This is a genomic window from Thiomonas sp. DCM-2 (assembly GCF_056820905.1).
Window position 1 is genome coordinate 1,864,942 of sequence record NZ_CM165962.1, and the last position, 11,984, is coordinate 1,876,925.

At 60.5% G+C, this 11,984-nt stretch carries 12 protein-coding genes; 8 read left to right on the forward strand and 4 right to left on the reverse strand.

Going from position 1 to position 11,984, the window contains the following annotated elements; translation table 11 throughout:
* Nucleotides 1–52: 52 nt before the first annotated feature.
* From AC1ZQA_RS08965 to AC1ZQA_RS08985, 5 genes are all read left to right on the forward strand, one after another.
* The gene (locus AC1ZQA_RS08965) at nucleotides 53–892 is read left to right on the forward strand and encodes a thymidylate synthase (RefSeq protein ID WP_482676629.1); all 840 of its coding nucleotides are present in this window, start codon (nucleotides 53–55) and stop codon (nucleotides 890–892) included.
* Complete coding sequence (locus tag AC1ZQA_RS08970; RefSeq protein WP_482676630.1) at nucleotides 889–1,380, forward strand: dihydrofolate reductase; 492 nt, start codon at nucleotides 889–891, stop codon at nucleotides 1,378–1,380. Before AC1ZQA_RS08965 ends, AC1ZQA_RS08970 begins: the two co-directional genes overlap by 4 nt.
* Nucleotides 1,381–1,382: 2 nt before the next feature.
* Complete coding sequence (locus AC1ZQA_RS08975) at nucleotides 1,383–1,742, forward strand: hypothetical protein (RefSeq protein ID WP_482676631.1); 360 nt, start codon at nucleotides 1,383–1,385, stop codon at nucleotides 1,740–1,742.
* A 152-nt stretch (nucleotides 1,743–1,894) separates the two neighbouring features.
* Complete coding sequence (locus AC1ZQA_RS08980) at nucleotides 1,895–3,196, forward strand: MFS transporter (protein ID WP_482676632.1); 1,302 nt, start codon at nucleotides 1,895–1,897, stop codon at nucleotides 3,194–3,196.
* A 32-nt stretch (nucleotides 3,197–3,228) separates the two neighbouring features.
* Nucleotides 3,229–3,675, forward strand: a complete 447-nt coding sequence (locus tag AC1ZQA_RS08985) for a DUF3617 domain-containing protein (protein ID WP_482676633.1) — start codon at nucleotides 3,229–3,231, stop codon at nucleotides 3,673–3,675.
* An 81-nt stretch (nucleotides 3,676–3,756) separates the two neighbouring features.
* Here AC1ZQA_RS08985 and aceA read toward each other — a convergent pair whose 3' ends face one another.
* Entirely contained in the window at nucleotides 3,757–5,064 is a 1,308-nt protein-coding gene (gene aceA / locus AC1ZQA_RS08990; RefSeq protein WP_482676634.1) for an isocitrate lyase, read from the reverse strand.
* Nucleotides 5,065–5,341: 277 nt separating this feature from the next.
* On the opposite strand from aceA, the gene AC1ZQA_RS08995 reads away from it, so the two are divergent.
* Genes AC1ZQA_RS08995 through AC1ZQA_RS09005 form a run of 3 tightly spaced genes read left to right on the forward strand, consistent with a single transcriptional unit; the run spans nucleotide 5,342 to nucleotide 8,110 of the window.
* Nucleotides 5,342–5,926: a chromate transporter gene (locus tag AC1ZQA_RS08995; RefSeq protein ID WP_482676635.1), complete on the forward strand. Its 585-nt coding sequence runs from the start codon at nucleotides 5,342–5,344 to the stop codon at nucleotides 5,924–5,926.
* The gene (locus AC1ZQA_RS09000; RefSeq protein WP_482676636.1) at nucleotides 5,926–6,459 is read left to right on the forward strand and encodes a chromate transporter; all 534 of its coding nucleotides are present in this window, start codon (nucleotides 5,926–5,928) and stop codon (nucleotides 6,457–6,459) included. The genes AC1ZQA_RS08995 and AC1ZQA_RS09000 overlap by 1 nt, the downstream gene beginning before the upstream one ends.
* A gap of 10 nt (nucleotides 6,460–6,469) precedes the next feature.
* Nucleotides 6,470–8,110, forward strand: a complete 1,641-nt coding sequence (locus tag AC1ZQA_RS09005) for an NAD(P)H-hydrate dehydratase (protein ID WP_482676637.1) — start codon at nucleotides 6,470–6,472, stop codon at nucleotides 8,108–8,110.
* A 60-nt stretch (nucleotides 8,111–8,170) separates the two neighbouring features.
* Here AC1ZQA_RS09005 and AC1ZQA_RS09010 read toward each other — a convergent pair whose 3' ends face one another.
* Genes AC1ZQA_RS09010 through AC1ZQA_RS09020 form a run of 3 tightly spaced genes read right to left on the reverse strand, consistent with a single transcriptional unit; the run spans nucleotide 8,171 to nucleotide 11,926 of the window.
* Nucleotides 8,171–9,211 (reverse strand): SDR family oxidoreductase, encoded by a 1,041-nt coding sequence (locus tag AC1ZQA_RS09010; protein ID WP_482676638.1) that lies wholly within the window; start codon nucleotides 9,209–9,211, stop codon nucleotides 8,171–8,173.
* Between the two features lie 6 nt (nucleotides 9,212–9,217).
* Nucleotides 9,218–10,498 (reverse strand): nucleotide sugar dehydrogenase, encoded by a 1,281-nt coding sequence (locus AC1ZQA_RS09015; protein WP_482676639.1) that lies wholly within the window; start codon nucleotides 10,496–10,498, stop codon nucleotides 9,218–9,220.
* Between the two features lie 21 nt (nucleotides 10,499–10,519).
* Complete coding sequence (locus AC1ZQA_RS09020; protein WP_482676640.1) at nucleotides 10,520–11,926, reverse strand: TIGR03013 family XrtA/PEP-CTERM system glycosyltransferase; 1,407 nt, start codon at nucleotides 11,924–11,926, stop codon at nucleotides 10,520–10,522.
* Between the last annotated feature and the right edge of the window lie 58 nt (nucleotides 11,927–11,984).

Sequence of the window (11,984 nt, forward strand, 5' to 3'; positions counted from 1 at the left end):
CGCGCACGGCAACCCGATAGCATTGCGGGCTGACCCGCGCCTGGATTTGTGCATGACGACCATTCCCACTCCCTACGAAGACCTGATGCGTCATGTCTTCACCCACGGTCAGGACAAGACCGACCGCACCGGAACCGGCACGCGCAGCGTGTTCGGCCATCAGATGCGTTTCGACCTGTCGGCCGGCTTTCCGCTGATCACCACCAAGCGGGTGCATTTCAAGAGCATCGCCTTTGAGCTGCTGTGGTTTCTGCGCGGCGAGTCGAATGTGCGCTGGCTGCAGCAGCACGGCGTGACCATCTGGGACGAGTGGGCGCGCGAGGACGGCGAACTCGGGCCGATCTACGGCGTGCAATGGCGATCCTGGCCGGCGCCGACTTCCGACGATCCACACCGTACGATCGACCAGATCAGCGAGGTGCTGCGGCAACTGCGCACCCAGCCCGATTCGCGCCGCATCATCGTCAGCGCGTGGAATGTGGGGCAGATTGCTGAGATGGCACTGCCGCCCTGCCATGCGTTTTTCCAGTTCTACGTCGGCCCGCCGCGCCAGCCTGGCGAGCCGGGGCGACTGAGCTGCCAGCTCTACCAGCGCAGCGCCGACATCTTCCTGGGCGTGCCGTTCAACATCGCCAGCTACGCCCTGCTGACCCTGATGATCGCGCAGCAGACCGACCTGCTGCCCGGTGACTTCGTCTGGACCGGTGGCGATTGTCACCTCTACAGAAACCACTTCGCCCAGGTCCAGGAGCAGCTCAGCCGTGCACCCTACCCCTATCCCACGCTGGAGTTCGCGCGCAGGCCGGCGAGTCTGTTCGACTACACCTTCGACGACTTTGTGCTGAACAACTACCAGCATCATCCGGCGATCAAGGCGCCGGTCGCGGTATGACCCGGCTGATCCTCATCGCGGCCGTGGCGCGCAATGGCGTGATCGGCAAGGACGGCGGCATGCCCTGGCACCTGCCCGCCGATCTGCAGCATTTCAAGCAGCTCACTCTCGGCCATCCCATCCTGATGGGCCGCCGCACCTGGGACTCTCTGGGCCGCCCGCTGCCGGGGCGGCGCAACATTGTCATCAGTCGGCAGCCAGGCTGGCATGCCGACGGCGCCGAGCACGCCGACTCGCTGGACGTGGCCTTGCAGCACGTTGCCGGGGATGCGCTGGCCTTTGTCATCGGCGGGGCACAGCTCTATGCCCAGGCACTGCCGCTCGCAGACGGGCTGGAACTCACCGAGATCGACCACGACTTCGACGGCGACACCCGCTTTCCCGCATGGGATCGCAGCCGCTTTGTCGAAACCGCGCGCCAGACACACACTGCCCCCGAAGGCTGGTCCTATCACTTCGTCCGCTACGCCGCAAAGACAGCCGGGTAATGGTGTTCTGCGCAACCTTGTTCCAGGGCGTGGCCGTCTGGGCTGGTTTGCCCGCCACCCTGTTCGCCCTGCTGCTCCTGGGCTATCGCCTCAACACCCGATTCACCTGGATCCTGCTGCTGCTCGGCGTGGCGGGGCTGGCAACCGAAGGGCTGTCCATCGCCTGTGCGGGCTGGGCGACGGGGACTGCTGTGCTGCCGTCACGCACAGGGCTGATGCGCAGCGGGATGGACATCTCCCGGCAATGGCTTGCTTGGATCAACACGGCCTGGGCAGTCGGGGCGATGATCATCATCCTCAGCTGTGGCGTCGCCATCTGGCGCTTGTCCCGACCACAGCCTGGCAGGGAAAAAAGGTTGTGACCGCACTTGCATGTTGAAACACGGCGGACGCATGCCATCCGGTAGATTCCTCCAGGGAAACGCTGGACCGCCCCGATTTTCCCTGACCCTCTCAATGGGGTGGGTCGGCGAGCCGACCCCGGGGCTGCTCGAAAAGACAATCAGGAGACAGGATGCACACCGCACATTCCCCGGCCAACAAAACCTCGCATGTCGCTCTCGCGAGTTTCATCGGCACCGCGATCGAGTTCTACGATTTCTACGTGTACGCGATCGCTGCTGCGCTGGTCATCGGGCCGGTGTTTTTTCCAAGCGCATCGCCCACGGCACAGACACTCAATGCGTTCGCCACTTTCGGCATCGCGTTCGTCGCGCGGCCGGTCGGGTCGTTCCTGTTCGGTCATTTCGGCGATCGCTTCGGACGCAAGTCCACCCTGGTCGCCACGCTGCTGACCATGGGGATCTGCACCACCCTCATCGGCCTGCTGCCGGGCTATGCCCGCATCGGCGAGCTTGCTCCCTGGCTGCTGGTCATCCTGCGCATCGGACAGGGTTTGGGACTGGGTGGGGAATGGGGCGGCGCGGCGCTGCTGGCTACCGAGAATGCGCCCAGCCACCGTCGCGGGCTGTTCGGCATGTTTCCGCAACTGGGGCCCTCCATCGGCTTTCTCGTCGCCAACGGCTTGTTCCTGCTGCTGGGGGTGTTGCTCAGCCATGAACAGTTCATGGCCTGGGGCTGGCGCATGCCGTTTCTGGTCAGCGCGGTGCTGGTGCTCATTGGTCTGTATGCCCGCATCAAACTGACCGAGACGCCTCTGTTCAAGGCCGCGGAGAACAAGCCGACGCGGGTGCCGTTGACCGAGTTGTTCGGCCGTCACTTCAAGCCGCTGGTCCTGGGCTCTCTGTCCATCGTGGTCTGCTATGCCTTGTTCTACATCAGCGCGGTGTTTGTGCTGAGCTACGGTGTCGGCACCCTGCATTTGCCCAAGCCCACCTTGCAGGGCTGGCTGATGCTGGCCATTGTCTGCATGGCCGCAGCCACCGTGGTCTCGGCCTGGGCGAGTGACCTGCTCGGCCGCCGCGCCGTGCTCATTGCCTCGGCGGCGGCTGCCATCGCCTGGGGCTTCACCCTGGCACCGCTGTTGGGGTCCGCAACGACCACGGGGGTCGGCATCTTCCTGTGCGGCGCCCTCTTCCTCATGGGCATGACCTATGCGCCGCTGGGCGCCATGCTGCCTGAAATCTTCCCCACCTCGGTGCGCTACACCGGCTCGGGCGCGGCCTACAACCTCGGCGGCATTCTCGGCGCATCGCTTGCGCCCTATGTGGCGCAGGTGCTGGTGGCGCACGGCGGCCTGCGCTGGGTGGGCGGCTACATTTCGCTGGCTGCCCTTGTCAGTCTGCTCGCCGTTGTCGGGCTGGGTGAAACTCGGCACCGCGATCTGGCTCGAACCGACCGGGTTCCTCTGGTTTGATCATCCGGCCACGCGCCTGAAAGGATCTGAACATGCGTCGAACACCGTTTGCAGGACTTGTGCTGGCGTCAGCGTTGAGTGTGGCTGCCCACGCGGCTGACGCTCCGATGCGGCCGGGCCTCTGGAACATGCACATCCAGGGGGAAACCCATGTCGACCCCAGCCTGACTCTGCCGGTGCAACGCGAGATGAAAATCTGCATCAAGCCGGGACAGAAACCAGAAACCGTCGTCGTTCCCGCGGAAGGCAAGCAGTGCACCAGCAGCCATGAAACCCTTGCGGATGGCCAGACCCAGTGGGCCTTCCACTGCAATATGCCGGACGCCAAGGTCACGCAGACCGGGACCTTCGCCACCGGCCCGGAAACCTTCGATTCCCATTGGCAGATCAACACTGTCCTGCCCTCGGGCACGACCACCGCGACCACGATGCAGGTCACCGGAAAGCGCCTGGGGGATGACTGTGGCTCGGTGAAATAAATCGCCAAAAAAACAGCCACCCGAGTTGGCTGGGTGGCTGTGTCTCCTCGGCGGGTGGGCCCGCTTTTCTCCTGTCGAATATCAGGCGACCTTGCGGTCGAAGAACTGTTCGTCCTCGGTCGAGCCCTTGAGCGCGGCGGTGGAGGCCTCGTTCTCGATGGTCGTGGTCACGGCGTCGAAGTAACCGGTGCCGACTTCGCGCTGATGCTTGACCGCAGTGAAGCCCTTGGGCGCCGCAGCGAATTCGGCCTCCTGCAATTCCACGAATGCGCTCATCTGGTTGCGGGCATAGCCGTAGGCCAGGTTGAACATCGAGTAATTCAGCGCGTGGAAGCCGGCCAGGGTGATGAACTGGAACTTGTAACCCATGGCGCCCAGTTCCTTCTGGAACTTGGCGATGGTGGCGTCGTCGAGGTTCTTCTTCCAGTTGAACGACGGCGAGCAGTTGTAGGCCAGCATCTTGCCGGGGAACTTGGCATGGATGGCCTCGGCAAAGGCCTTGGCGTAGGCGAGGTCGGGCTTGCCGGTTTCGCACCACACCAGGTCGGCATACGGCGCGTAGGCCAGACCGCGCGAAATGGCCTGCTGCAGTCCCGGCTTGGTCCGGTAGAAGCCTTCGACCGTGCGCTCGCCGGTGCAGTAGGGCTTGTCGTTGTCATCCACATCGGAGGTGATGAGATCGGCGGCCTCGGCATCGGTACGGGCCACCAGCACGGTGGGAACCCCGAGCACATCCGCAGCCAGGCGCGCCGCGATGAGCTTGGACACGGCTTCGCGGGTGGGTACCAGCACCTTGCCGCCCATGTGGCCGCATTTCTTCACCGAGGCGAGCTGGTCCTCGAAGTGCACACCGGCGGCGCCTGCCTCGATCATGGCCTTCATCAGCTCGAATGCGTTGAGCACGCCGCCAAAACCGGCCTCGGCATCGGCCACGATGGGGGCGAAGTAGTCGATGTAACCCTCGTCCCCCGGGTTCTTGCCTTCCATCCATTGGATCTGGTCGGCGCGCGTGAGGGTGTTGTTGATGCGCTTGACCACGCTGGGCACCGAATTGGCCGGATACAGAGACTGGTCGGGATACATTTCACCGGCGAGATTCGCATCCCCCGCGACCTGCCAGCCCGACAGGTAGATGGCTTGCAGACCCGCCTTGACCTGCTGCATGGCCTGATTGCCGGTGAGCGCACCCAGTGCGTTGACGAAGGGCATGTCGTGCATCTGCTTCCACAGCCGATCCGCACCGCGGCGCGCCAGCGTATGCTCAACCATGAACGAGCCGCGCAGCCGCACGACTTCGTCCGCCCCATAGCCGCGCTTGATGCCCTTCCAGCGCGGATTTTGCGCCCAATCCTGTTCCAACTGTGCCACTTGCTGTTCGCGGTTTGCCATCTGCTTCTCCAGAGGTGAATGAAAAATCGATGCGTCAGCATAGTTGACTTTTGCAGCGCAGCATAGTCTTATGTCTTATATAAGATATAAATTTATCTCCATTCAAATCAATGACTTGGATTCTTATTTTTGCGATGCGAAATGAAATTTTGCTCAATGAAAGCCTGGACAGCCGCATCGCAGCAGGATGATTTCATATCACGCCGATTTAATTTCGTATTGTGGAAAACGACTCGCCACATCCCCGATGAACCGGCCCATACAGCCCCCTTCCCCCATGCGCAAATCGTCGCCCCGAGTTCCCCCAGTTGCCGAACCCACGCAGGCTCCGCGCCACATGGCGGAGCTGTTCTGGGTGTTCAACCACCTCACCCTGCTGGGTGTGGGCGGCGTGCTGCCATTTGCGCAGCGCATTCTGGTGGAAGACAAACGCTGGCTGCGTACCGAGCAGTTCGTTGAAATGCTGAGCCTTGGCCAGGTCTTGCCAGGCCCCAACCTGATCAATCTGGCCTTGATGGTGGGACAGCACTTCTTCGGCTGGCGCGGCGCCGTGGTGGCGCTGGCCGGCATGCTGGCAGCGCCGCTGGTGCTGATTCTCATCGTCGCCGTCGCGTATGCCAGCTACGCACACACGCCCCTGGTGGCCCATGCGCTGCAGGGCATGTCCGCCGTGGTCGCCGGTCTGGTGATTGCCATGGCGATCAAGCTCTTCCCCGCAGTACAACACCACTGGCCCAACTGGGGCTGGGTCGCCCTGTCGTTTGCCGGAGTGGGTCTGCTGCGCTTGAATCTGCTGTGGGTCTTGCTGGCCCTGGGGCCGCTGGCAGTGGCGCTGGCCTGGTTGCGTATTCGGAGGGGCTGATGCACACGCTTGCTGTAGCCATGCCATTTTTCGGGCATTTCCTGCTGTGGTCCCTGCTCTCGGTGGGCGGGGCCATCGGCCTGCTGCCCGACATGCACCGTTACCTCGTGGTGGCACAGCACTGGATCACCGATGCCCAGTTCACCTCGGCGCTGGCGCTCGGACAGGCATCGCCCGGGCCCAACATGATTCTGTTCGCGGCGCTGCTGGGATGGCAGATCCTGGGCTTGCCCGGCGCACTTCTGGCGTCCATCGGGCTGATTCTGCCGTCTTCACTGATCACGTTGGCCTACTTTCGCTACAGCCGTCTGCACAGCGAGCGTCACTGGGTGCGTGCCATGCACGACGGCATGGCGCCCATTACCGTCGGGCTGCTGCTGTCTTCGGGCTGGCTGCTCGCCCGACAAGAGGCGACCAACTGGCAACGTGTGGCGCTCATCCTGCTCAGCGTGGTTCTGGTGGTTCGCACGCGGCTCAATCCGCTGTGGCTCCTGCTCGCCGGAGCCGTTCTGGGCATGCTCGGCTTGATTTGAGGACCAGATCATGCTCAAACGTTTGACCTCGCTGCAATCCGAACCTGTTTACGGCACCCAGGCCCTGCGCTCCCTTGAACGGGCTGCGGCGAACGCCCTGCCTGCCCATACCCTGATGCGGCGCGCGGGGCTGGCCGTGGCTCGCTTGGTGCAGGCGCGCTTCCCCCATGCGCGGCGCGTCGTTGTTCTCGCTGGAGCCGGCAACAACGGCGGCGACGGCCTCGTTGCCGCCATGCATCTGCAAGAAGCGGCCCGCGATGTGCTGGTTCTGGCCTGCGGTGCGACCACCCTGGACGATTGGGCCAGCCGCCTTCCCCCGGATGCCGCCTGGGCCTGGGGCGCGGCCCGGACCAAACGCTTGGCATGCGCTGCGCACACGCTCGGCGATGCCCTGCCGGAGGCCGATCTGTATCTCGACGCGCTGCTGGGCATGGGTCTCAAAGGCTCGGTCCGCGAGACAACAGCGTCGGTGATCAAGGCCCTCAACGCCCAGACCCACGCCCCCGTTCTGAGCGTGGATCTGCCCTCCGGCCTGGACGCTGACTGCGGCACCTGTGGCAATGCCTGCGTGCGTGCCACGGTCACGCTGAGCCTGCTTGGGCTCAAGCCGGGTTTATGTACCGGCCCTGCCGCTCCGCTGTGCGCCGAGTTGTGGGTCGACGACCTCGACCTGCCGGCCGAGGCTGAGGCGACGGCATCAAACGCAACTGCAATCCGGATCGGCGCAGACCTGGTGCGTCCACTGCTGCCGGACTTGCCGCAAGCCGCGCACAAAGGCCAGCGCGGCGACGCGATCGTCATCGGCGGCGCAGCAGGAATGACCGGCGCGGCGCTGCTGGCGGCCCGCGCCGCAGCCCGGCTCGGCGCAGGCCGCGTGTTTGTCGGGCTGCTCGATGCAGAAGGCCCCAGGTTCGACCCCGTTGCGCCGGAGCTGATGCTGCGCCCGCCAGATGAATTGCTGCAGCGTTCGCGCAAGGTCGGCTGTGTCGTATTCGGTCCCGGAGCTGGAATCGATCCACCTGCGCACAAGGCTCTGGAACTGGCACTCGCCCAGACCTCTCCGCTGGTTCTGGACGCGGACGGCCTCAATCTGCTGGCACGCGCCGGGCCAGGCTCCGCGCTGCAGATCGCCCTGCGGCAACGCGCGGCACCGACCGTCGTCACCCCACATCCGCTGGAGGCGGCGCGCCTGCTTGGCATCGCTGTGGAACAGGTTCAGGCCGACCGCATGCAGGCCGCACGAACCCTTGCGCAAATCCTTTCCGCCTGGGTCGTGCTCAAAGGGGCTGGAAGTGTCATCGCCTCGCCGCAGCAAGCCATCTGGATCAACTCCACTGGCAATGGTTTGCTGGCAACCGCAGGAAGTGGCGACGTGTTGGCAGGCGCGATTGCCGCGCTGTTGAGCGCTTCCAATGCAGGGCAGCGCCCTGGCCGCCTACCGCAAGACACAAGAGGGCTGGCCGCAGCCCCGCATAGCCCAGAGAGCCCGACCGCCGGAATGGAATCCATCCTGGCCGCAGTCTGGCTGCATGGGCGAGCGGCAGATTGTTATGCCACCAGGTGCGGCGCCATTGGTCTGAGCGCAGAAACACTTGCCGGATGGATGGCAAACTGCTGGACGGAACACACAGGAGCTCTCTCACCGATCTGATTTGCCCCCTGTTGACTCTGCCCCGCCACGACTGACCGATCTATCGCCGAGCGATCCCGCTTACAGCGCTGGAACTTCAGCGACATCAACATCCTGCTTGACATACCACTTCATGGCGATATTCAGACCAGCGCGCACACTGAATTCCGGCCGATAGCCAAGCAGTCGCCTGGCCTTTGAAATATCGGCCAGGGAATGGCGGACATCCCCCTTGCGAAAGTCACGGTAGACAGGCGCCTTTGCCGTGACACTTGAATCGAGGGCCATGATTTCCTGCGTCAGCAACTGATGCAGGGTATTCAGACTGGTCTGTTCACCATAGGCAACGTTGTAAACCTGATTGATTGCATCCGGGTTAGATGTCATGCCAGCCAGAATATTGGCCTGCACGACGTTGTCGACATAGCAGAAATCCCGTGTTGTTTCACCATCTCCATTGATCATGCAAGGCTGATTCATGCGAATCGCCTTCGCCCAGTTCGGAATGACTGCGGCGTACGGCCCGTTCGGATCTTGTCGGGTGCCAAAGACGTTGAAATAACGCAGTCCAATGGTCTGCAGACCATAGACTCGAGAAAACACATCCGCATACAGCTCATTGAGATACTTGGTCACGGCATAGGGCGACAAGGGCTTGCCAATCAAATCTTCCACCTTGGGCAAGCCGGGATGATCGCCATAAGTCGAACTGGATGCTGCATAGACAAAACGGCCGACACCCGCGTCGCGTGCAGCAACCAGCATATTCAAGAAACCGGTGGCGTTGACTGCGTGTGTGCCCAAGGGGTTTTCGATGGAACGCGGGACCGAACCCAGCGCCGCCTCATGGAGAACAATGTCCACACCTTCGCAGGCCCGTTGACAGTCCTCGAGGTTGACGATATCTCCCCGGATGAATCGGTGACGCGCCCAGGCTTGCTCTCCCACGAGCTGCCGCACTTCATCGAGATTCGATTGATGGCCAGTGGAAAAATTGTCCAGACTCACGACGGACTGACCATTTCTCAACAGTGTCTCGATCAGATGCGAGCCGATGAACCCGGCACTGCCGGTCACAAGCCAGCATCGCGGATTGGAGGATAGAAGTTGGTCAATTTGCATGATGCCTCATAGCCTCCAAACCTGGGCGCCATGCGCCTGCAATTGGGCGGCATCGTACTGGCACTTGATGTCCATGAAAATGCCACCTGAATGAAGTTTTCGAAGAGTCTCCTCGGTCGGCAGCTCCTTGTAGGCGTTATGTGCGACAGCAGCAACAATGGCATGCGCCTGCGGAAGATCATCCCAGGAAACCAGTTTCACGCCATATTCATGCATGGCTTCGCTTGGCTCTGCTATGGGGTCGTGCACGACGACGTTGACGCCATATGAGTCCAATTCCCGGATGACATCGATCACTTTGGAGTTTCTCAAATCAGGACAATTTTCCTTGAATGTCAGGCCCAGCACGATCACATGACTTCCCTTGATTGGCATCCCCGCCTGACTCATCTGCTTGATCGTCTGTTCAGCAATATATTTACCCATGCCGTCATTGATACGACGCCCAGCAAGAATGACTTGCGGATGATATCCAAGCATATCCGCCTTGTGGGTCAGGTAGTAGGGATCGACTCCAATGCAGTGACCACCGACAAGGCCAGGGCGGAAAGGGAGAAAATTCCATTTCGTTCCTGCAGCCTTCAACACCTCGAGGGTGTCGATGCCGATCCGGTGGAAAATCAGCGAGAGCTCATTCATCAGCGCAATGTTCAAATCGCGCTGGGTATTTTCAATGACTTTTGCAGCTTCGGCCACCTTGATGCTACTCGCACGGTAAACCCCTGCCGTAATGATCGACCCGTAGGTGTCCGCGACGACATCCAGTGTGCGATCAGTATCACCAGAAACAACCTTCACGATACGGGTCAGCGTATGCTCCCTGTCACCTGGGTTGATCCGCTCGGGTGAGTAGCCGACAAAAAAGTCCTTCTGCCATTTCAGACCGGATTCCTTTTCAAGAATGGGCACGCAGATTTCTTCTGTTGCCCCGGGATAGACGGTCGATTCATAAACAACGATCGCGCCGGACTTGAGGTTCCTTCCAACCGATTTGCTGGCCCCGATCAAGGGACTGAAATCGGGGTTGTGCGCTTCATCCACGGGAGTCGGCACGGCGACAACGACAAAGTCCGCTTCCTTGATCTTGGTCGGGTCTGTCGTGGGCTCTAGCAGGACGGCTTGTTTCAGGCTTTCCTGGCTGACTTCTCCGGTGGGATCGACATGCCGGCAATAGGCGTTGATTTTTTCTACCGAAAGATCAAAACCGATCGTGCGGTATTTCTTGCCAAACTCCACAGCCAAAGGCAGACCAACGTACCCCAAACCGACCACTGCAACGACTGTCATTTTTCTTTTCCTGAAATGAAATTATCTTGCGCCTTCGCCGAAAATCACGACACGCACCGTCTCGAACAAAATAAAGAAATCCAAAAAAACGCTGTTGTTCTTCACATAGTAAAGATCGAACTGAAGTTTTCTCTTGGCATCCTCGATGGATGCGCCGTAGGCATAACGCACCTGAGCCCAGCCCGTCACCCCAGGCTTGACGCTGTGCCGTATGGCGTAAAAAGGAATGTCTTTCTCAAGCATGTCCACGAAGGTCGGCCGCTCCGGGCGGGGACCGACCATGCTCATTTCTCCACGCAGGACATTGATGAGCTGCGGCAATTCGTCGATACGCGTCTTTCTGATGAAGCTTCCGACGCGTGTGATTCGGGTATCGTTCGTGCTGGCCCAGCGCGCAACCCCGTCTTTCTCCGCGTCTGTGCGCATACTGCGGAACTTCAGGCAAAGAAAGGTCTTTCCAAAGAGCCCGACACGTTCCTGCTGGAAAAAAACGGGCCCTCTATCCTCGATTTTGATGGCGAGTGCTGCGAGCAGCATGATCGGCCAGAGGAGCAACAGCAATAGGCCTGCGCTGAAAATGTCAAACAAGCGCTTTGCCAAGGAACGCAAATGACCTTGCGTAAAACCAGTGCCGTAAATCAGCCAACTGGCCTTCATGCTCTCGAGCGGAACTTCGCCCTTGAGTCTTTCGTAAAAGGTCGTCAGATTGTGAACAGGCGTACCCAGAATGCGGCATTCGAGCAACTGGCGTATCGGCAGCACGCCGCCTCGGTGCTCCTTCACGGCGACGATGATTTCATCGACCTTGGTATCGAGAACAACCTGCTCCAGTGACATGCTGGAATCAAACACCTTGCCCGGAAGCTGAATGGCATTCTGGTCTGCACTTTCCGTGGGATAAAACCCGGAAATTGAATATGCCGAGCTATGTCTTTCGATGATCTGTCTGGCAAGCGCCTGCGCCTCGCGACCATTTCCGACGATCAGTATTTTTCTTGTCATGCTCGACAAGACGCTCTGACGCAACAGGATGTAGCGTATGAAAATCAGGAATCCCATCTGAAACAGATAGGCAAAGCCGAGCACTCTGAATGAGCTGCCTGCCTCTGTGAACATCAGTGTGAACCAGTAGACAGGGAAAAATGTGAAAGCAAAGGCAACCGATGTTCGCCCCAGAAAGTCTTTCAGGCTGTTTTCTGCCTCGATTCTGTAAACGCCGAGGGCTGTATAGAGGATTGCATTCAACGCTACATAAAGAATCAGAGGGTAAATCGCCTGCCCTGCCCAGTAAGAAAATCCCTGTTGACCCGTTGTGATGAGATAAACCGTCCAGGTTGCCAGGGAGAAAGACAATGCCGAAATGACCATATCGATCAACAGTTCGAGCGTCGCCCTCGCAGGAATGTAAAGATTGAATATCTTGAACATTTTTTGCTTTCAGCTCAAATGGCACATGCTGCAAGGACGCAAAGACTCTGGAACCAAG

Coding starts and splice junctions, on each gene's coding strand:
- AC1ZQA_RS09000 (WP_482676636.1), top strand. CDS start 5,926: ATGCACACGCTTGCTGTAGCCATGCCATTTTTCGGGCATTTCCTGCTG.
- AC1ZQA_RS09020 (WP_482676640.1), bottom strand. CDS start 11,926: ATGTTCAAGATATTCAATCTTTACATTCCTGCGAGGGCGACGCTCGAA.
- AC1ZQA_RS08985 (WP_482676633.1), top strand. CDS start 3,229: ATGCGTCGAACACCGTTTGCAGGACTTGTGCTGGCGTCAGCGTTGAGT.
- AC1ZQA_RS08995 (WP_482676635.1), top strand. CDS start 5,342: ATGCGCAAATCGTCGCCCCGAGTTCCCCCAGTTGCCGAACCCACGCAG.
- AC1ZQA_RS08980 (WP_482676632.1), top strand. CDS start 1,895: ATGCACACCGCACATTCCCCGGCCAACAAAACCTCGCATGTCGCTCTC.
- AC1ZQA_RS09005 (WP_482676637.1), top strand. CDS start 6,470: ATGCTCAAACGTTTGACCTCGCTGCAATCCGAACCTGTTTACGGCACC.
- aceA (WP_482676634.1), bottom strand. CDS start 5,064: ATGGCAAACCGCGAACAGCAAGTGGCACAGTTGGAACAGGATTGGGCG.
- AC1ZQA_RS09015 (WP_482676639.1), bottom strand. CDS start 10,498: ATGACAGTCGTTGCAGTGGTCGGTTTGGGGTACGTTGGTCTGCCTTTG.
- AC1ZQA_RS08970 (WP_482676630.1), top strand. CDS start 889: ATGACCCGGCTGATCCTCATCGCGGCCGTGGCGCGCAATGGCGTGATC.
- AC1ZQA_RS09010 (WP_482676638.1), bottom strand. CDS start 9,211: ATGCAAATTGACCAACTTCTATCCTCCAATCCGCGATGCTGGCTTGTG.
- AC1ZQA_RS08965 (WP_482676629.1), top strand. CDS start 53: ATGACGACCATTCCCACTCCCTACGAAGACCTGATGCGTCATGTCTTC.